The sequence below is a fragment of the Lacipirellulaceae bacterium genome (assembly GCA_040218535.1).
In the GTDB taxonomy this organism is placed as follows: domain Bacteria; phylum Planctomycetota; class Planctomycetia; order Pirellulales; family Lacipirellulaceae; genus Adhaeretor.
Genome location: JAVJRG010000012.1, coordinates 337022 through 356521, shown reverse-complemented (window position 1 = coordinate 356521; position 19500 = coordinate 337022). Strand labels below are relative to the sequence as shown.

20 protein-coding genes are annotated in these 19500 nt (G+C 55.9%); 9 read left to right on the top strand and 11 right to left on the bottom strand.

All coding sequences use genetic code 11. From position 1 onward, the window contains the following. Positions 1 to 9 precede the first annotated feature (9 nt). The 4 genes from RIB44_15420 to RIB44_15405 are packed head-to-tail and all read left to right on the top strand — an operon-like array spanning position 10 to position 1455. On the top strand, positions 10 to 462 hold the full coding sequence (locus RIB44_15420; protein ID MEQ8617963.1) for a hypothetical protein: 453 nt from the start codon (positions 10 to 12) through the stop codon (positions 460 to 462). Between the two features lie 37 nt (positions 463 to 499). Then, the gene (locus RIB44_15415; GenBank protein MEQ8617962.1) at positions 500 to 739 is read left to right on the top strand and encodes a hypothetical protein; all 240 of its coding nucleotides are present in this window, start codon (positions 500 to 502) and stop codon (positions 737 to 739) included. Beyond that, the gene (locus RIB44_15410) at positions 721 to 1245 is read left to right on the top strand and encodes a phage holin family protein (protein MEQ8617961.1); all 525 of its coding nucleotides are present in this window, start codon (positions 721 to 723) and stop codon (positions 1243 to 1245) included. The genes RIB44_15415 and RIB44_15410 overlap by 19 nt, the downstream gene beginning before the upstream one ends. A gap of 18 nt (positions 1246 to 1263) precedes the next feature. Further along, positions 1264 to 1455, top strand: a complete 192-nt coding sequence (locus RIB44_15405) for a hypothetical protein (protein ID MEQ8617960.1) — start codon at positions 1264 to 1266, stop codon at positions 1453 to 1455. Between the two features lie 3 nt (positions 1456 to 1458). Here the strand turns inward: RIB44_15405 and RIB44_15400 are convergent, their stop codons facing one another. The 3 genes from RIB44_15400 to RIB44_15390 all read right to left on the bottom strand — a co-directional run bounded on the left by RIB44_15400 (position 1459) and on the right by RIB44_15390 (position 3823). After that, the gene (locus RIB44_15400; protein MEQ8617959.1) at positions 1459 to 2322 is read right to left on the bottom strand and encodes a YihY/virulence factor BrkB family protein; all 864 of its coding nucleotides are present in this window, start codon (positions 2320 to 2322) and stop codon (positions 1459 to 1461) included. A 126-nt stretch (positions 2323 to 2448) separates the two neighbouring features. Then, the gene (locus RIB44_15395) at positions 2449 to 2763 is read right to left on the bottom strand and encodes a hypothetical protein (protein ID MEQ8617958.1); all 315 of its coding nucleotides are present in this window, start codon (positions 2761 to 2763) and stop codon (positions 2449 to 2451) included. A gap of 1 nt (position 2764) precedes the next feature. Further along, the gene (locus RIB44_15390; protein MEQ8617957.1) at positions 2765 to 3823 is read right to left on the bottom strand and encodes a DUF1559 domain-containing protein; all 1059 of its coding nucleotides are present in this window, start codon (positions 3821 to 3823) and stop codon (positions 2765 to 2767) included. A gap of 225 nt (positions 3824 to 4048) precedes the next feature. On the opposite strand from RIB44_15390, the gene mntR reads away from it, so the two are divergent. Next, positions 4049 to 4513, top strand: coding sequence for a manganese-binding transcriptional regulator MntR (gene mntR / locus RIB44_15385; GenBank protein ID MEQ8617956.1), 465 nt, complete (start codon positions 4049 to 4051; stop codon positions 4511 to 4513). 202 nt (positions 4514 to 4715) lie between these two features. Here mntR and RIB44_15380 read toward each other — a convergent pair whose 3' ends face one another. From RIB44_15380 to RIB44_15370, 3 genes are all read right to left on the bottom strand, one after another. Then, complete coding sequence (locus RIB44_15380) at positions 4716 to 5591, bottom strand: CHRD domain-containing protein (protein ID MEQ8617955.1); 876 nt, start codon at positions 5589 to 5591, stop codon at positions 4716 to 4718. 182 nt (positions 5592 to 5773) lie between these two features. Beyond that, positions 5774 to 7111, bottom strand: a complete 1338-nt coding sequence (locus tag RIB44_15375) for a GTP-binding protein (GenBank protein MEQ8617954.1) — start codon at positions 7109 to 7111, stop codon at positions 5774 to 5776. A gap of 190 nt (positions 7112 to 7301) precedes the next feature. Beyond that, on the bottom strand, positions 7302 to 8867 hold the full coding sequence (locus tag RIB44_15370) for a DUF697 domain-containing protein (GenBank protein MEQ8617953.1): 1566 nt from the start codon (positions 8865 to 8867) through the stop codon (positions 7302 to 7304). Positions 8868 to 9246: 379 nt separating this feature from the next. On the opposite strand from RIB44_15370, the gene RIB44_15365 reads away from it, so the two are divergent. The 4 genes from RIB44_15365 (at position 9247) to RIB44_15350 (ending at position 13505) form a co-directional block, all read left to right on the top strand. Then, a complete protein-coding gene (locus tag RIB44_15365) occupies positions 9247 to 10239 on the top strand; it encodes an NADPH:quinone reductase (GenBank protein MEQ8617952.1) in 993 nt (330 codons plus the stop codon). A 309-nt stretch (positions 10240 to 10548) separates the two neighbouring features. After that, the gene (locus RIB44_15360) at positions 10549 to 11706 is read left to right on the top strand and encodes a terpene cyclase/mutase family protein (protein ID MEQ8617951.1); all 1158 of its coding nucleotides are present in this window, start codon (positions 10549 to 10551) and stop codon (positions 11704 to 11706) included. Between the two features lie 180 nt (positions 11707 to 11886). Further along, a complete protein-coding gene (locus RIB44_15355; GenBank protein MEQ8617950.1) occupies positions 11887 to 12594 on the top strand; it encodes a DUF1559 domain-containing protein in 708 nt (235 codons plus the stop codon). Positions 12595 to 12788: 194 nt separating this feature from the next. Further along, a complete protein-coding gene (locus RIB44_15350) occupies positions 12789 to 13505 on the top strand; it encodes a DUF1559 domain-containing protein (GenBank protein MEQ8617949.1) in 717 nt (238 codons plus the stop codon). Here the strand turns inward: RIB44_15350 and RIB44_15345 are convergent. The 5 genes from RIB44_15345 to RIB44_15325 form a co-directional block, all read right to left on the bottom strand. Next, positions 13468 to 14103, bottom strand: coding sequence for a DUF2306 domain-containing protein (locus tag RIB44_15345; GenBank protein ID MEQ8617948.1), 636 nt, complete (start codon positions 14101 to 14103; stop codon positions 13468 to 13470). The two genes, RIB44_15350 and RIB44_15345, sit on opposite strands and share 38 nt — an antisense overlap. Beyond that, positions 14093 to 14380: a type II toxin-antitoxin system YafQ family toxin gene (locus RIB44_15340; protein MEQ8617947.1), complete on the bottom strand. Its 288-nt coding sequence runs from the start codon at positions 14378 to 14380 to the stop codon at positions 14093 to 14095. Before RIB44_15340 ends, RIB44_15345 begins: the two co-directional genes overlap by 11 nt. Further along, positions 14364 to 14585, bottom strand: a complete 222-nt coding sequence (locus RIB44_15335) for a hypothetical protein (protein MEQ8617946.1) — start codon at positions 14583 to 14585, stop codon at positions 14364 to 14366. The genes RIB44_15340 and RIB44_15335 overlap by 17 nt, the downstream gene beginning before the upstream one ends. A 194-nt stretch (positions 14586 to 14779) precedes the next feature. Further along, positions 14780 to 17059: a glutamine amidotransferase gene (locus tag RIB44_15330; GenBank protein ID MEQ8617945.1), complete on the bottom strand. Its 2280-nt coding sequence runs from the start codon at positions 17057 to 17059 to the stop codon at positions 14780 to 14782. Between the two features lie 182 nt (positions 17060 to 17241). Further along, positions 17242 to 19419 carry a BatA domain-containing protein gene (locus RIB44_15325; protein MEQ8617944.1) on the bottom strand — a complete coding sequence of 726 codons (2178 nt, stop codon included), beginning with the start codon at positions 19417 to 19419 and terminating at the stop codon, positions 17242 to 17244. Positions 19420 to 19500 lie beyond the last annotated feature (81 nt).

Genomic DNA, 19500 nt, shown 5'->3' with positions numbered 1-19500 from the left:
CGCAATACCGTGAACGAAAAACCTGACGCAGACGAGCTTCGTAGCCGCATGCGGATGCTACGCAGCAACCTGGACTCCGACTTCCAGCAAGTTGGCCAGCGAATGCGTGATCGGACTGACTGGCGCTACTATGTCAAGCGATACCCGTGGCTGGCCGCAGGTATAGCCGCTGCTGTTGGCTTTGCTGCCGTGCCGCGACGTATTCAGAAAGTCGCGCCCGACCTCGAAACGCTAACTCGTCTCGCCAAGGAGGAGAAGCTTGTCGTTGCTCCAAAGAGTAAGGCAAGCGAGCCAAAAGGACTGGGAGCCCAGCTGTTCGCTCTTGCCGCTACCGGAGTCGCCCGTGCCGCAATGGGTTACATGACAGGAAAAGCGGGCGAATTATCGGGCAAGATGGCACAGGAGAACCAACAGTCTACGTCGGAGGAATCCGATACGCCGAACTACTCCCGACCAAAGTAAGCTTGTCGGAGCAATTTCACAGAGTATTTCAACCGCCATGACAGACCAACGTCTCCAAGAGTACTGGACTTCCACGACCGATTCGAACCTGTCTGGCGACGGAGAAGGTTCGTTCTCGGCAGGTAAGTTTCGCTCCAGTTCCGATGAGCCAGCCAGCGATGCCTTCGCTCGTGGCGTGAAAAGCATTGAACAGTTTCTCGGTTCGCACCCCCGCCTCACGGTTGCCGTAGCCGTGACTCTAGGAGTAACGTTCGGCTGGTGGGTAAAAAGAAAATGAACGCCTCTCACCCACAGAACGGTCAGCCCCATGGCGGTCGCGCCAGCGGCAGTCAAACTGACAAGCCATCGGGAGCTTTCGCGAGCCTGGCACACGACGCACTTGAGCTCGGTGAACTGCAGCTGCGCCTCGCCAAACTCGACGCCGTCGAGAATGCACGTAAGTTACGCTCAACAGCGATCTTGGCGGTTGTGGGAACGCTGACGTTAATGGCCGCTCTGCCGGTAGCACTGTTTTCCTTGGGCGAGTGGCTTGCCGTGCAGTATGATTGGACGAGGGCCAGTGCTCTATTTGCCGCGGCAGGCTGCGGTCTGATAGCGTCTGGTCTATTATTTGGCTTTGCCTACTACAAGCTGCGGCAAGGGTTTGCCACCTGGCAGCGCTCGACCGAGGAATTGCAGCAAAACATTCAGTGGCTGAAGCAGACTCTTAAGCCTAGTGATCAGTCTGCTAGTTCAATAGCAAAATCTAAAAATAATCCTGAGCCTAACTATCCACTATGCTAAGCGATGAAGGAAATAAAAATGCCGGAAACAACAATTCAGAATCAACCGCAAGCCAACAGCAGTGTAGAAAACCAACGCCCAGGAGAACTCACCCCTAGCGCGGATCTCGTGGATTACGTGAAAGAGTATGCCCGCGAAAAGCCAGAAGTCGCCGCACTCTGGTGTCTGGGTATCGGTTTCGTTTTGGGTTGGAAGCTTAAGCCTTGGTAGTGGTTAAGTCTTCTCGCCGCGACGGGCACGCATCGCTTGAATAAGTTCTGCACCAAAAAAGAGAACACTCACCGCGTAGTAGGCCCAAAGCATTACTCCCATGAACGTGCCAAGTAAGCCATAGGCGGTGGTGTACCGTCCGTTGATCACAAAGTGGGAAAGCAACTGCCTTCCGATCTCCCACGCTACTGCGGCGAAAATTCCTCCAAGGGCCGCATCGGTCCATCGAACTTCTATTTTGGTGATGAGCCGGTAGATCAGAGTGAACGCAAAAACGTTTAGGCCAATCGTGATCCCAGCTTCAAGTAACCAGGCGGCATTCCGAGTGTAAGGAATCCACTGATCGGCGAACTCAGCGATTGCTGACAAGATAACGCCTGACGCAAACACGGCAATGACGATCGCTCCTAGCCCTAGCAGCATTGCGAACGCCGTGAGTCGGTTGCGAAGCGTCAGTGCAATGGAATGCCACAACCCGCGTTCGCTTTTCGGGTGGATATTCCAGATTCGATCAAAGGCATGGTCGAATTGAGAAAACATGGCAAGGCCAGCCACTAAGAGCGCGGCGATACCAAGAGGACCACCGAAGCTCGCCTTCTCGCGAACTTCGGCAAACAGGTTTTGAACTTGGTCGGCCAATTGTGGAGACAATTGTTCAGAAACCGCCTGCATGATAGTACTCTCGGCATCCCGCCCCATCTGGGTTGCCGAGAAGAAAATACCTAGCCCCGAAACCAAGAGCAATAGCACGGGTAGCAGAGAGAGTGCAACATAGTATGCGACACCCGCTGCCAACAGCGGGCCCCCATCACGCGACCACCGTTCGTAGGCATCAGTAAAAAGCGAAGCGAGACTCTTGAGGCTCATGGTCGTCCTAGCTAAGTCGCCGAGACTTGCTCTGTCAACGAGCCAGTCTAGCAGCTAGAACCTTCAGGACCTATGGCAAGCATGCGAGTGCTAAGCGGGATTACATGTTCCAACGGGACTTAATCGCTAGTTCGCTCTCAGTTGGGCTTCCATGAGTTCCCGCGCTGCTCCGTTTGCTGCTTTCCATTCACCGTTGCGAGCGTCACCGACGATCTCTAAGAGACTTTCCGCTTCTGCGGACGTGATTTTTCCTGACTCCTGATCGCTTTTGATTTTACTAGCAACGAGCTCGAGCGTTTCCGAGTTGCGCTGGTTGGTAATTTGATAGAGCGACTTCAGGTGCTCGTAAGCAGCAGGGCTTGTCTCCACGGCACCGCTACAACCAGTAGTCAGTACGAGCGCTAGAAGAGCGAGCAGTCGCTTGCGTGTGTAACTATGCATATCACAGTTCGTTCGGTACTTCCCTTTCGGCGATGCTTGACCACTCAGCGAAAACGAACAAGTCAACATCGTCGGTAATAAATCGTGTCGAACCATCCCCAAGCCCGATATTCCCACCGCCGGGGTGTTCGCTGAACATCTGGCCCACGTGATACGCCGGGAAGTTCACTGGATGAATGATTGGTAGACCGTTGGCGTCTTCTTCACCGCCAGACGGGCCTGCGTGCACGAGAACCAACGTAGCCGCTGAGTCTTCACCGTTTTCAGGCGAGCGGAATAGCGGATGTGTGAACGCCCCAGGGATCACGCCTACCCAGGTCTTCTCACTCAACGCTGAAGAGTGCTCACCGAGAAAGATCGTGTTGGAAAGGCCATCGGTGATGTCCTTGAAACGCGTTTTCGAATTCCGATAGAACGGTCCGTCGGCAATGAGTGAAACGTCGCGATTGTGGTTGATTGTGGTCTTCGCCTGGGTGTAGATGTTCGAGAAAATGACTTGCGAGCTTGCCCCACCACAGTCGCCCCAGCAAGATTCCTGTCCGTGGCTGGCAACGTAGTGCGAACGACCAACTTCGATGTTCCCTCCGCCCAGTGACAAGGGATTGCCAGACTCGTCCTGCACGAGGAATGACTCCTGCGATCCAGTGGATGAGGGGCAGAGAAAGGTCGGTATTTTCGTACGAATGAGTGCCCTGTGGTCGGCGTCCCAGATGGGCTCTTGCTTATGAACACCTAGTGAGATGGTCGACTGCTCCAAGTAGTCCAACAGGTGGGCACCCCAGCCCCAGCCCGGCTCTGCGTCCCAGGTTGCAGGATCCTTCACGGCGACGGACGAGCTATGAGAATTCGAAAGATATCCCGGGGGCAACTCGCGATGCGCGCTCTCGTAGTTCTGCATGGCGAGCCCCATCTGTTTCAGATGATTCGTGCACTGAGAGCGGCGTGCTGCTTCACGCGCTGCTTGGACCGCGGGGAGCAGTAGCCCAACGAGCACGCCCATGATCGCAATAACGACCAGTAATTCGACCAGCGTGAAGCCTTCTCTGTGTGGTTTCTTCATATCAAGAGTCTCGTAGTGACAAAATTTAGCCTTGGTTAAACATTGGTAGTTTAGCCGAAGCTAAACTTCTGTCAAGTCAGAATTACCAAGTGTTGGGTCAGTAGCCCGCGAGCTACGCCTCGCTGGGAAGAAGTAGGGAAAGACACTTCTTCGAGAATTGGTGCCGAGCTGGGATCCGCGAAACATCAGCTAGCGAATCGTCCCACTTCTTGCGAGAATAAACTCATGACCGACGCCCCCAAGAAGCCGCAGCCCAAAAAACCCAGTACCGGAAAATACAGCCGTCCTTTTCAACGGACACGCTCCGACCACGCCCAGGAGACGGCCGAAGATTACGTCGAGGCGATTGCCGATCTCGTGGCAGAGAAGGGCGAATGCCGTGGGGCCGACCTGGCAAGACTTTTCGGCGTCAGCCACGTAACGATCACCAAAACCGTCGCCCGCTTAGCGAGCGAGGGCCTCGTCGAGAGCGAGCCCTACCGGCCACTCTCGCTAACCACCAAAGGCAAGCGTTTGGCAACCGCCTCGCGAGAACGGCATGAGGTCGTCGAGCAATTCCTCATCGCACTAGGGGTCAGCCCTGCGGTAGCAGCAGTTGATTCTGAGGGAATCGAACATCACGTCAGCGAAGAAACGCTCAAGGTATTCCGACGGTTCCTCGAAGAACGTGAAGAATCGAATCGCCCCTAGCCCCCGGCGCAAGCCGCGGGGTTAATGAACTCTCGCACAGCCTTAGAAAACCCACGGCTTGCTCCAAGGGCTAGTGGGCAACGGCGAGAAAATGCTCTGCGAACTCCGCGTCTCTGCGTGGGACTTTTCTTCGTAGCCAAAAAATCAGGCCGCCTCTTGCGAGACGGCCTGATGTGCCCTCTGCCCTATTCTCGATGAAGTATTACTTCTTGCGACGCATCGCCATGCTGCACAAGCTAACCGCAAGTAGTACGCAGCTTGTAGGCTCAGGAATGACTTGGCCGCGGATTTCACCCGGACCGTTGTTTTGCGTGTGGATGTTGAGGTAAGTCAATCCGTCAAGCAGGCCTTGGAAATCGCTGGGCGACAGCGTGCCTGAGCCGCTGAAGTTACCAGAGGTCCCCCCGTCGTTGCTCAGTCCGATGAGTACGCCGGCGGTCGAACCGAAGTCTGCGAGGCCATGCAAGTGCGAGCCTGTGACGTTGCTGGTCATCCCGCTATAGCTGCCGACGATTTCTACTTCCCCCGTGCTACGATCGCCAACCACGGTTGCCGTACCCATCGGAGAGAAACCGGCCACGTCAGGTGTTGGCACTTCTTGGTCAGCGGTCAGAATCACATCGAACACGACGATGTCCGAATCAACGACTTGGCCGCGGATTTCGCCAGGGCCGTTGTCCATCGTGTGAATATTTAGGTAGGTATTCCCAGCAAGCAGGCCAGCTAGGTTAGCCGCCGACAACGTGCCTCCACCGCTGAAGGTGCCACTTGTGCCTCCATCGTTCGCCAAACCTTGAATCACACCCGCTGTACTGCCTGGGCCTGCTAAGCCATGCAGATGCGACCCGGTGACATTGCTGGTCATTCCGCTGTAGTTGCCAGCGACGGTAAAGCTGCCATCAGCAATCGTCACGTCGACCGTTGCCGTGCCTGATGGGCTAAAGCCAGCCACGTTAGGTGTAGGAACTTCCTGCGCTGTATCCAGAGAAACATCAAAAGTAATCGCGTGTGCCGCAGGCAGCGCGAGACACGCAGCCCCAACCGCCAAGAGCCCACAGAGAATATGCTTCATAGACATTCAATAACCTCCCGTAGAATTTTCGAATGAAGGCCAACTCCGAACGGGGCTAGCCGGAATTCCAACATAGTGGCCGCTGTACACTGAGAAAGCAAGGCTACGGAGCTAGAACTCGATTGGATGTAGAAAAGAAGAAAAATCCGTGACATCCGTGAAATCCGTGGCCAATGCTAAGGTCATTCTCACTGATCGGCATGCTCATTTGTAGCAATTTTAGCCCGGATCTCATCTTTGAGCCGCTCGATCACCGACTGCTTGTCAGTGTTATCGAGGATTTGACTGACCACCTGTTTGGGGGCGTTCTCGCCCCAGCTAGCACCGTGCTGAAAATAGTACCGAGCCGCCTGCCCCACAATGTACGAGCCGTATCCCGCTGCAGCCCCTTGGGGAATCGCTGAAGCAACCGTGCTGAAACCGAAGGTCACCGCTTTGAAGAACGACGACGTGTAATGAACGACCGCCTCGCCCAGCATCACCCACCCTGCCGCCTTCAAAATTGAGGTGACCAGCTCTTTGGCGTTGTTCATCGTGACTTCGATACCGTAGATTTTTCCCAGGTTCACGACCATGGTGGCATCGACGGCAGCGCCACCAAGCACATCAGTCACCGCCACCGGGTTAAGCGCCACGGCCAAGGACTTAATCGTCGCGTAACTCCAGATTGTTTTCGAAGCCGCCTCTTCCCGGAACTTCACCCGGATAGCCGCCATACGGTCGCTCTTGTCAGCAGCAAAGATTGCTGCGTTGAGCGCCACCAATGATTTCCCTTCTGCGTGGAGCAGTTCCACAATGCCGGCAGTCACCTCGCTGACATTCGGCTTCGGCTTGCGATGCTCAGTCCGGGTGCTGCCGTCGGCGGCTTCGATCACGTACTCGACTTCGCGAGGGTTTGCCTGTGCTGTGACCACATGCTCCGGATCAACAATCCCGGCGAGCCTTGCCCCACGGAACAAAGAGAGGAGGTCTTCGAGCTCTTCCTTGCGATACAGGTCCGTCTTGTTCAACACCAAGAGCAACGGCTTGTGCAATGCGGCCAAATCGACGAGCGCCGAATACTCCGTTTCGTTGAGATCAGAGTCTGTGACGAATAGCACCATGTCCGCCCGCTCAGCCGCACGTTGCGCGAGCACGCCACGCTCTTCTCCATCGACTTCATTCAAGCCGGGCGTATCGACAAGTACAACCTTCGAGCCGGCAAAGCCAGGGATCTCGTAGCCCGAAGAATCCCAAGGAATCTGCCAGACATCCTTGGTCCAACCGCCACGAATGTTCACCGCCGCCTTTTGCTCGCCAACAATTGCATTGATCAAGGCGCTTTTGCCCGTGCTGATTTCTCCGAAAACCACAATCTCCACACGGCCCGCCTCGAGCTTCGCGGCCATCGCTTCCAGTTCGGTCAGGTCGGCCAACAACTCCTTCCGCTCCGCATCGCTGCAACCCTTCATCCGCAGCACAGCATCCTTCACCGATTGCAAAGCATCGGCGTAGTCCGTGTCGCGGGTGGTTGAGGTTTCAGGCATAGTCGTTCGTAGTTCCGCCTTCAGGCGGCTAGCCTCTTGTGAAAAGCAAACTTCATGTCATTCCGACCGAGCTTCCAGCGACCGAGGAATCCGGTTTGAACAAGAGTTGAGTCAACAACAGGTCAAACTGGATTCCTCGGTCGGCGAGCCTCCCGTCGGAATGACATGGTTGCTTAGCGTCCTTTGCGGTTCAAAAAACGTCCGTCTTTTCGTCATCCAACTCATCACGCCCCAGCTGAATCAACTTTCGCAGATTCTGCGGGCGAGTGAGCTCTTCCCATTTATCACGAGCAATCTCCGCCAGTCCACCACCGGGAGGCTTCATTTCGTTGCGTAAGTATTCCACGAACACGTTACCGATCCAACGGGTCACTAGCGCCTGGGTCACGCCTTGCACTAACCCGCCAGCGATCGTGCCGATGCCGGGAACGGTTTTCAACAGCGAGCCAATGCCCGCCGCCACCGCCGGTGTCGCGACCGTCGCGCCAACCATCGCGATGAGATTCTTACCAAGCTGCTCGAGCATCTTCGCCGCCATGTCGATGTCGAGCTTCTGGCGGTAGACCTTCGCCAGGTCGAGCACCATCTTCATGGTAATCGCACTACCGCCGGCAAGATCGAGCAGTGGGAACGGGTTCACGCCCGCTGCTCCGCCTGCTGCCCACATATACTTGGTGATGATCTCATCAGCCCGCTTGTCGAGTTCCTCTCGAACGCGTTCTTTCGCCTCATCGACGAGCCCACGAGATTGCAGCAGCAAGTTCGCCAGCAGCATGTCTTTGCCGTCACGTTCAATCACCCGCAGCATCCGCCGGGCGAGCGGTGTCACGTCGGGCGGCATGGGGACGTACTCGGTCTCCTCCGAACCGTCAGCCGTGACGCGAATCCGCGGTCGCATGACTTCCGCCGCTCGGACAGCAACGACATCTTCATTGGCCACGGTCGGCAATTGCTCAGCAATTTGAGCTAGCAACTCCTTCTGTTCTGTCTCGTCGAACCAGTCCTCTTTATTGAGGCAAACGAGGATTCGCTTCTCCATCGCCACCAGCACTTCGACCAGTTCTACTTCGTACGACTTGAGCGGCCCATCGACCACCAGCAAAACCAAGTCAGCCGTGTTCGCGGAAGCCGCGGCAATGGCTGCTCGCGATTCTCCTTGCACTTCAGCAAGCCCCGGAGTGTCGACCAACACAACCGAGTCGCTATCCGGCCAGGGGATTTCGCTCCGCGCACTGGTCGTGCCGCCGACGACGTTCGAGGAAAACACTTCCCGCCCGGCAAGCGCATTGAGCAGCGAACTTTTCCCACTCGAGATCGTTCCGAACGCAACGATCTCCAAGCGTTGCGTTTCGCGCTTGGAAGCCAGCGCTTCCATGTCGTTCTTGAGCTGTTCGCGCAAGGCTTCATCGGCGGCAGCATCCGAGGTGTATTGCTCGCTGCGGGCGAGATTTGCATCCAGCTCCGCGCGGCGTTCGGTCGCAGAAAGCTCGCTCGGATTCTTCGCCCGGCGTGTGCGATCGCGCTGCTTCCCCAAACTGTTCCGCCACATCCGACCCAGCAGCCAGAGCGAAAGACAGAGCAACACGAGCCCGCCAATTGAAACACCCACGAGATAAGCCGTTGCGAGCGTTGGCTTGCTTTCCGCGGTCCGCTGGTAGGTATCAATGATCGAAGGCAACCACGCGACCAGCGCATAGGCGATTGCCGCCACATAGACGAGCAGAATCCAGCCAAGTTTTTTCGGGAACCAGTTCAAGCGTTTATTGAGATGGTTGCGTTAGGTTTTTTACCACAGAGGGCACGGAGAACACGGAGGGGGGAGAAAACCACAACGGCACGACGAGCACTACGAAGAGAATAGTAATCCTTTGACAGAACCTTCAAAATCAATGACACGAGGACAGGAATGGAATCTCAAGTGTTTTTAGTCCTCTTCAATAATAGCGTTGTGTTCGTTGTGTCGTCGTGGTTCGAATGACGGGATTGACGAGTAAAGTCGCTATCTAGCCTCCGTGTTCTCCCCAACCAAGTAACCACAGCTCTGTGGTTCAAAATGATTGGTGTTCCGTTAGTATAAACTCACCACACTCGAACACGTACCCGAATCTGAAAGCTTATCCTCGAAGGAGCCAGCCATGCGAGCCGCCTATATCAACGAAACGGGCCCCGCAGAGAACCTCATTGTTGGCGAACTTCCGGACCCAACACCTGCGGCCAGTGAAGTGCTCGTTCGCGTGAAGGTTGCCGCGCTCAATCCGGTGGACACCTACATCCGCGCGGGAAACGTGGCGTTTGAATTGCCGTTCCCATTTGTTGTTGGGTGTGACTTGGCTGGCGTTGTCGAAGCGGTGGGCGAGGAGGTTACCAAGTTCGCGGTCGGCGATCGCGTGTGGGGTTCGAACCAAGGCCTGCTGGGACGGCAAGGTACCTTTGCCGAGCTTGCCGCCGTCGACGAGAAGTGGCTCTATCCAACTCCCGAAGGCGTTTCCGACGAGCAAGCTGCGGCCACGGCGCTCGTGGGCATCACGGCGCACTTGGGTTTGTTTGAAGAAGCGCACCTCCAGCAGGACGAAATCGTCTTGGTCAGCGGCGGCAGCGGGGCGGTTGGGTCGACCGTCATGCAGATGGCCAAAGCAAACGGCAACAAGATCGTCGCCACCACGAGTAGCCAACCAAAGATCGAGTACTGCCAGAAACTCGGTGCCGACTTGACGATTAACTATCGCACCGAGAACATCGCCGAGCGCGTGCGAGAAAAGTACCCCGAGGGTGTCCACGTCTGGTGGGAAACGGCTCGCACACCCAACTTCGAGCCCGCCATCGCCTCGCTCACCCGTGGTGGCCGCATGGTGATCATGGCCGGTCGCGACGCTAGGCCTGAGTTTCCCGTTGGCCCGTTCTATGCCAACTGCAATAAGCTGCTCGGCTTCGTGATGTTTCTCGCCCCGCCTGAAGCCCAAGACAACGCCGCCGATGACATCAATCGCTGGCTTGCCGAAGGGGCGATCAAAACAAGAATCGACCGGGTCGCCACGCTCGAAGAAACCGCGGAGTTGCACGCCTTGCAAGAAGCAAGCACGGTTGACGCTCAGGATAAAGTGACAGGCAAGTTGCTGGTAAAAATGTAAGTCAGTCAAACCACGCTCCGCGTGGTTTAGCCCTGCATAGACGCGAGCCTCTTCAAATAGGCCAACTCTGGAGTTGGTTAAACCAATTGAAGAGTCAGAACGGTTTGAAAACAGTATCAGTTCTCTTGGGCACTACCACGCGGAGCGTGGTTTTACGGACTCTTCGTGATTTCACAAAAGAAGATTGTAGGGTATGCCGAGGCGCGAGGCATACCTTGTAAAGGATGAGGGATGAAGTCTCCGAGTGATATGTACTTCTTAAGCGACAGTAAATTGACCGCATCATTCTGATCATCCTAGGACCCTCGCATGTTGCACCTCAAGACAGTTTTGCTTTTCTGTTTGCTTGCATGGATTCCCACGCTTGAGCTTCACGCACAGGAACCCTTTGACACAGCAGAAGAGGCTCGCGACGTCCTTTCGCCTGAGAGATGGGAAGAGGTCGAGGAAGCCGTTGACCGTGGATTGCTTTGGTTGGCGAGCGAGCAACTACAGGATGGTTCGTTTCCCACCCGTACCGCGGGCCAGCCCGGAGTGACCAGCCTGTGCGGACTGGCATTCATGTCTGCCGGACACGCGCCAGGCATCGGACGCTATGGTGAAGAACTCGACAAGGCCATCGACTTCGTGCTGGCGACGCAACGCGAGGACGGCCTGTTTTCGCACGATGCGCCCAACACGCCAGTCACCGCATGGCACGGACCCACCCATACCGCGATGTACAACCATCCGATTGCCGGCTTGTTGCTTACCGAAGCCTACGGCATGGTCCCTGGCACGGAAGAACAGAAAGATTTGAAGCAAGCAATCGAGCGTGGCATCAAGTTCACCCTCAGCAAACAGCTTCGTCCTGGACCGTACAAGGAGGAGGACGGCGGTTGGGGTTATCTCCGTTTCGCCAACGAACCGGGCCGCGGCGAGACGGACCTCTCGGTCACTGGTTGGCACATGATGTTCCTGCGCTCCGCCAAGAATGCCGGCTTTGAAGTCCCTGACGAACCCATGCAGGCAGCCGCGAAGTATGTTATCCGCTGCTTTGAACGGGAAGGCACGTTCGTCTACGGACCTGTTCCGGCAGATCGCATCGTTTCACGCGGCATGACCGGCGCGGGGATCCTGTCGCTAGGAATGGCGGGCCAGCATAAGACCCCGCAAGCACGCAAGGCGGCTGACTGGCTGCTGAAGCACCCGGTCGACAAGTACAATGTTGCCGTCCCCAACAATCGCATGGACCGCTTTCACTACGGCGTCCACTACGCCAGCCACGGCATGTACCAACTGGGCGGCAAGCACTGGAAAGAGTTCTACCCGACGATGGCGGGCACGATGCTCTCCGGCCAAACCCGCACCGGCGCCTGGCCCCGCGACTCGACCTCTGATCGCAACTTCGGCGCGCATTACTCAAGCGCATTAGCGATTCTTTCGCTCACGCCGCCTTATCAGTTGCTTTCGATTTACCAGCGGTAAACGCTGCTCTGTTTCTTCTAGGGAACGACGAATAACGCGAATTGCACGAATGTTTCGTAGGGTATGCCGAGGCACGAGGCATACCATGAGACGGATTCGTGTTATTCGTTCGATTCGTGGTTTGAATAGAGAAGTGCTAGAATAAATGGCACTGGCAGTCGCTCTCAATGGAGATTAGCGGTGAATAATCAGCACAAGGGATTTACGCTTGTTGAACTGTTAATCATTATCGCGATCATTGGCACCTTATTGGCTCTACTGAACCCTTTTCATGCCCATCCTTCTAGGGAACGAGCGCGACAAGCTACATGCAAACACAACCTGAAACGTATTGCGCAAGCGATACGAAGTTATGAGCGTGAGCACGGAACACTGCCGCCAGCGTTCACAACAAACAGCAAGGGAGACCGCCTGCATAGTTGGAGAACATTGATATTGCCGTACCTAGGGGAGAACGCACTGTACGACAAAATAGATCTTAGGAAGCCGTGGAACGACCCTGTTAATGTTGAGGCGAGAATTACGAGGATCGAGAATTATCAATGTCCGAGTTCACCAAACTCGCCCGAAGAAAAAGGCTTTACGACCTATTTGGGGATGGTTGGTAAGCAGTGTGTCTTTACAGGTAAACAGAGCCGAGAGCTTGCAAGTGTCACCAGGGATTTCAGTACGACAGCTTGCGTTATCGACGTTGAAGATGCTTTCGCTGTGCATTGGATGTCTCCCCATGACATTGACTTGAAGACTACACTGCAAATGTTCAAGGATGCGGATACGAAGCATCCAGCTCTTTACTTTGTAGCCTATCTGGATGGTGATGCTGGGTTGATTCCTAGCGAAGTAGACCCTAAGGAGCTCCTCAAGAAGCTTACTGTCGCGAGTGAGTAAGTGAATCAAGAAGGATTCTAGGAGAAAACCTTATGAGTTGGTTTACTGTTGCGATAGAAGCATTTACGAGTTGAGAGTTTAGTAGGGTATGCCGAGGCACTAGGCATACTGTGAAACAGATTCGTGTTATTCGTTAGATTCGTGGTATGAATAGGGAAGTGCTATAGTAGATTCTCATGCGAAAGGAGGTATCCATGAGAAACAAAACGAAAGGTCTCACGCTCGTCGAAGGTCTGATTGTTCTAGTGGTGCTTTTTATCGTCGTTGGATTGCTAATGCCGTCGATCCGTACTGCACGAAATCCAGCTCGCCAGAGTATGTGTAGAAACAATCTCAGGCAGGTTTCGCTGGCACTCTTGAACTATGAAAAGGCAAACGGAACCCTCCCTCCAGCATACTCCGTGGATGAAAGTGGTAAGCGTCTGCATAGTTGGCGGACGCTCATATTGCCCTATATAGAAAGTGGTTCATTGCACGAGCTGATCGACTTCACCAAGCCTTGGGACGACCCGGCCAACGCCAAGGCAAGAGAAACTCCTTTCCCAACCTATTTGTGCCCTAGTTACCCAGGCGAAGACGAGACCCTGACAACGTACCTAGCAGTGGTTGGTCCTGGATGCGCCTTCACAGGGTCGGAACCACGAGAGTTCAGCGGCGAGTCCGAAAGAGCAGCAAGCTTAATTACCGTGATCGATGCTCCCCACGAGAGAGCCGTCCACTGGATGTCGCCCGAGGACATTACGCCCGAGGAAGTGCTGGCATTCGACGAGGAAACCAAGTGGCAGCATGTGGGAGTGGGGCTAGTTGCTCATTTTGATGGCAGTTGTCATTCCCTTCCCAAGGATATTGACCAAGAAGAACTGCGTGCGATGCTCACGTTGTCTGTCGCGGAGTTGCCGGAGACGCCCTAAACAGAATCTCAAGAATAGCGATTGGCACTAACCAACTCACCCACGCGGCATACGAATACGTCCATTCAATGCCGTAAGTTTGTGAGATTCCGCCGATGACACGCAGTACCACCGCTGAGCAGAGCAGGACATAACAGCGCAGCATCCACTGGCGATGATGCTGGAATCTCTGTTGCACTGCATTCCGCCAACCTTGGAGAACGCAGATTGCAGTAAAGACTGCCAGGACGGCGAAACCGCAAGTGGCGATCCGACCGGTGGCGGCATGCCAAGCCATTGCCAGACCACTGGGTGTGAGTAACAGCAGGATGGTTGCAACTTGGACTCGTCCCACTCGGCGATGCCATTTAGGGAAACGCTTCCGCATCGTCTCGCTGAGCAAGAACAGCCCCGCTATCAACGTGAACGGACCAGAGAGAATATGAACGTAAAACGCACAGCGGTACCAGGAGAAGAAATACTCTTCGCGGCCCAGCAGAAAATCGGAGCGGAAGTCCGGTGGGAAGTAATCGGGGAAGTTTGCGAGAACGACGGCGACGGTTTTGAGGATCAGTAGGCAGGCTAGCAACTTGACAACAAGTGCTAGATTACTTGCCATAAACTTCATCGTGCGTGCCAAGCTTGAGCAGAAGAACTACCTCAGCAGTCCCGCGAGTTTCAATCTCAAACAGCAGCCGTAGGTCGTATGCGAGTTCGGCCGACAAGATGCCTGATAGGTTCCCTTTTAACTTGTGGATACCTAATTCTTGAGTATAGGCATCCGCTCCGAGTTTTGAGATGGCCTCGGCGACGGTTTCGGCTGCTTCGGGATGTTTCTTGAGATAACGACGAAGACTTCGCTCGAAAGCGGGCGATGACTCAACTTGCCGTTTCATCAAGAATCTCCTGAACGAACTTCTTGGGATCCTCAATGACCCGCCCTTTGCCCTCAGCAAACTCTCTGCGACCCTCTTCAATATCAAGCAGGAGCTGAGCACGCCGTTTCTCTAGGTCTTGCTGCTTGAGAATCTCGACAAGTTCTGCACGCTCATCTTCAGTGAGCTTTTCGACTTCGTGAATGATCTTGGCGACGGTTGTCATGGTCTGGTTCCGCTAAGAGCGTGTGGGCTATGCATCATTTGATTATAGTTCTCTTTGGTCGTTCGAGAAACAGAAATTAGCATGCCCGTGCTATAACTAGTCAACGAATTCCACGAATGAAGGGTCACAGTTTTATTCGTCGGATTCGTGAAATTCGTTGATAAATACAATCACTATCATCCGTGTCAAACCAGCTAAACCATCCCCCACTTCTTCCGTAAAAACCACTCCGTTCCCAGCAACCCCACAAAGCCGAGGAACATTGGCCACGTATCCCACAGCGTTGTTTGCTGGACGATCTCTTCCTCGAACTCCTCACGCTTCTCTTTCAAGCGTTCCAGAAGCTGCGGCAGTTCCTCGGGGGCGAGCGCTTCGCCCCCGGCTTCGGCGGTGGCGTTGGCAAGGGCTGCCATGAGCGTGGGATCCGCGGCGGGTTGGTCGAGCTCGACATCTTGGTCGGTCACGGAGAAACGCAGCGTCGTTGTGCCGAGTGATTCGCCTCCGGCACGGACGCTGACGAGGATTCGGTAGTCGCCTGGCTGGGAAGTTTCGGCAAAGCTCGCGCTGTTGATTTTCTTGCTGCCGCTGGTGCGGATGGCTTTGGCGGTTCCATCGGGGAGTTCAACTTGCACGTCGAACTCCGCATCGGCGAGCGGCTTGCTCTGTGCGTCGCGCGCGCCATAGGTGAACTCGACGCGGCTCCCTTGCTGGTAACGCCGCCCGTCGAGCTTTGCCCACACGCGTTGCCCCGCGCTGTCGTCTTTCTTGGCGAGCCATAACACGAGCTGCCGCCAGAAACGGCGATGCGTATCGCCGGCGCCTTCCATTTGCCAGTGCCAAGTCGAGTCGAACGCCAGGGCAGCCGTGCGCCCCTCACCCCAGGCGCTGACGACGAGCAGCGGCGACCGGGAAGGGTTGTCCGCCTCAGCAATCACTCGGGCCGTGCGTGGAAGTTGCAAACGATCGAAACGGTTCGCCCCGTCGAGCGACGGCATCTCTTGCCAGAGCTCGGACTGCCCCGTGGGCGACTCACCAATTTGCAGGATCGGGTGAAGGCTACCTCCCAATTCAATAGGAACCAACTTCACCGGCCCGGGCGGGAGGTGCATGTCGGGGCGGGGCGGTTCGTCGAAGTTTTGCCGTTCCGCGCGGCCCATCACCACGGGGATTACCCGTTCCAGAGGCGTGCTCCGGTAGCCGCCCGGACCAAAGCTATGAAAGCCACCCAGCATCGCCAGTCCGGCGCCGTCGTCAACGCGATCGGCAATCGCCTGCCAGGTGCGCTTGTCGAAGGCGACCGAATCAACATTGCCGAGCAAGAACACGTCATAGTTACCGCGTTCCAGTTGGCTCCGATAATCAATCCGCGGGTTGCGATAGTTGAGCAGTTCGTAATTCACGTTCAAATCCGCGTGAGCGGCCAGCGCATTTCGCACAAACCGGGCCTCAATCCCCGGTCCACCGCCAACGCGCGCAGCCCCGGCAAGATAAAGCACCTTCACGCCGCCTTTCAGCACGGTGACAAATGTCGTCTGCTCGTTGTTGGCTGTGACGAGTTCTCCTTCGGGAGGCTCAACCCGCAAAGTCACTTTGTACTCACCCGGCTCACGTGGCGTGTGCGAAAGCTTGATGTCCTGCTGCCGTCGCGTGCCCTTCATTTCCACACGCTGGGTGTCGACGACCTGCATTTCCCCTTCAGCATCTTCCCAAAGCAGTTGCACTGTGAACGGTTGATTGCGGTAGCCACTGGTCGTCAACACGCCGCTGACGGTTGCAGGTGTATCGGCGAATGTCGTATCGTTGGTGAGCAAGTCACTCATACGGACATCGGAGCGGTCTCCCAAAGCCGGTTTGCCAAACGTGAACGTGTACAGCGGCACGCCGTCCAAGGCTAATCGACGAGCTAAGTTCTGCGGCGGAGTATCGCGCGGGGCAAAGGCCCGTTGGGCGCCGTCGCTGAGAACCATCACGGCAACCAACCGTTGTTGTGCTTCCCGGGCGAGGACGTCATCGAGTGCTGCACCGATAGCAGTTTGATCTCCTTCCGCATCCGGGAAGTCGATCAGGCCTTCTTCAACTTTCACCGGCGTGAGTTGCTCGTCGAACGCGTAGGCACCCAGCTCCCAAGCCTCACCTAGTTCGGCAAATTCGGCCTGTGAATCGCGAAGGATCGCTTGCATGGCGGCGGATCGCGATTCGTCTCCGAGAGAATCCTCGACCGTCATGCTGCGCGACACGTCGCCCAAGACGAGCAACTTGCCGGGCAGTGGACGCGTTTCGGTGGTTTCCAACGCGGGACGTAATAGCGTTGCAAACAGCAGCAATACGGTCAGTGCCCGAAGCGCAACCAGGGTAATGCGTCGCCCACGCGACTGCTCACTATTCGGACCAATCGCCAGCAACGGCAGTAGCACCGCAGCCAATGCAGCAAGTGCCCAAGGTCCGCCAACAGGATCGAAGCTCCACTGGGTCATGGTGCCTCTCTGGTTGGTAGATTCGCAAACATGTCATTCCGACGGGAGGCTCGCCGACCGAGGAATCCGGCTTGCCAAAAAGTTGAGTTTGTATGGCCAACCAGAGTACGATCCGGATTCCTCCGCCGCTGAGACGGCTGTCGGAATGACATGTTTTTTGAGTTGCCCGCCACGTATCGTCCTCAATCCTTCTTCCGATAGAACCGATTCGCCAGCACGTGCTCGCCGCACCAAACGAGTGTCACCAGCACCATGACCCAGGAGAACAACTCGCGCCCGCGGGTACCTACGTCTGCGTATTCCTGAGCATCTTCCAACGACTCAGCGATCTCCACACGTCCTTCGGGGAACGAGGCGAGCAACTCGCTGGAATCAATCCGCTCCAAGGCCGTGGCGGTCGCCGGAAGGTTGACGCTAAAGCCCCGATCGAGCCGAGTGCCCGAGTTCGCCTGTTCCCTACTTGTTCCGTCGCCGCCGGCGGTGAGCCGATAATTGCCCAATTGGTCAGTCACACTCACCTGTAAAGAGCGATCTCCGGGAGTTGCCGTACGCCGCAGTGCTTGTCCATCCGGTTGACGCAGCACATAGCTGGATATCTGCTGCTGGGCGCTCAAGGGAACCCGTGCGGTTTTGCCCGCGGCGAAAGTCAACTCACCCAAGCTATCCTGCGTGAGATAGCCGGTCAGCTCTTCAACAATCGCCACGAACGGCCAGGCGACGGCGGGAGCCGTGAGGACGTTCCACGGATCACGACCTTCCGGTTCCAATGAGTCGGAAATCGGTGTGGTCATCGTAATCACCCGGCCCCGGCCGAGCGAGCGTTCGACGAGTGCTGGATCGCCGTTGGCGTAGGTGGCGATGGTGTAGGCATCGTCCGTCAACTCCTCAAACTGCCAATAGGTGAACACCTCGCAAGTCTTCCACGGAATGGTTTCAGCGTAGTCACGTAGTTCAACCAGGGCAGGGTGGTCGAGACGCTTAGGGCGAAGATAAGTTGCATCGCGTGACTTGCGGACTATTGGGCCGGGCAACAGTTCCTGTGCCTTTTTTGCGTTGAACGGTTCGCGACTTGCGTTGTGACCTAGAAAGATTCCCAAGCCGCCCCCTTGATTGGCGAAGTCCGTCAACTGCTGCCATCCGTCGGCACCGAGCGGCGGGGGGTCGAGTGCGAGGACGGTTTTGTAGTTTTTTGTTTCACTGTTAAGTTCCGCTTGAGGCAAAGCGTCGAAAGTGGTTGTTTCGCAAACAAAGCGCAGAGGTTGATCCCACAGCGTCGGGTTGAGCGCCTCCTGCGCGAACAGCGCATCTGTCTTATTCTCAGCCACGATAAGGACACGCTCAGGGGGTCGGACTTCTACCGTGAAATAACGCTCGTTGTCGATCATCAGCGGATCGGTCGAAGTGAGTTTCACGACCGCTTGATGTGTCCCCAGTGGCAGATCGGAAACGTCAAAGGAGACTTTCTGAGAGCTAGCTTCAGATTCGGCACTTGATTTGACAATCTGCTGCCCTCGTTTTTCGAGCTCATCACCAGCACTCGACTTGAGCCACAGCTCGACTAGCGAAGCCTCCTCGCCACCTCTTCCTTCGAGGGACGCTTCCACGTGCAGCGACTCGCCGGGACGAAGCACCGTACGGCGGATTTCTAAATCTCCCAGCGTTCGATTGGTGGGCTCCTCCACCCCGACATCGACCAGGTAGAGTTTCACTTCGGGTTCAGCTTCCAATGCCGCATTCAAGTTTTGCACTTCTTCTTCCGACCAAGCAGCGGCTGAAAGGTCCGTGTAGAGAAACACCTCCTGACGGTATTCCTCCTTGTCGGCAACCAACGCGATGGCTTCCGCAGCGACTTCCGACAACGGACGCGTGCTTGGGCTGGTTCTTAGATTCGACAACCGGGTGCGTGCAGTCCCCAAATCACGCGCGAACCCGCCCGCAGCTCGCCCCAAATCAACCACGGCAACCTGCGTGTCTTCGGGAAACTTGTTAAGTAGCTTGCCGGCGATCTCCGTCGCTTCTTCTAGCCGCGTCTTGTTCTGACGGACATACTGCATCCGCGGCGAGGTATCGACCACCATAGCCACAGCAAGGGGAGCCCCTTCTTTGCCTCGTAAACCACTACCCCGAAGCGTGGGCCGTGCCAGTGCGAATGCAAACAGTGCGATTAGTAGGCAGCGTAGTGCTAAGAGTAACCAGTGCCGCAGTTTGATTCGCCGTCGATTCGAGTCTCGACGTTGCTGCACAAAGCGCAGTGCAGGAAACAGCAGCAGTTGCGGCTCCTGGCGCATCACCAAATGCAGCACGATGGGCAAGGCGATAAGCCCGGCTCCGGCTAGCAGTAATGGTGTTAGGAAGCTCATAAGAAGTGTTCAGTTTTCAGTATTCAGTTTTCAGTTCGGACTTGCAGGCTTGTTTGGTTTGCTTGCGAGTACTGAACACAG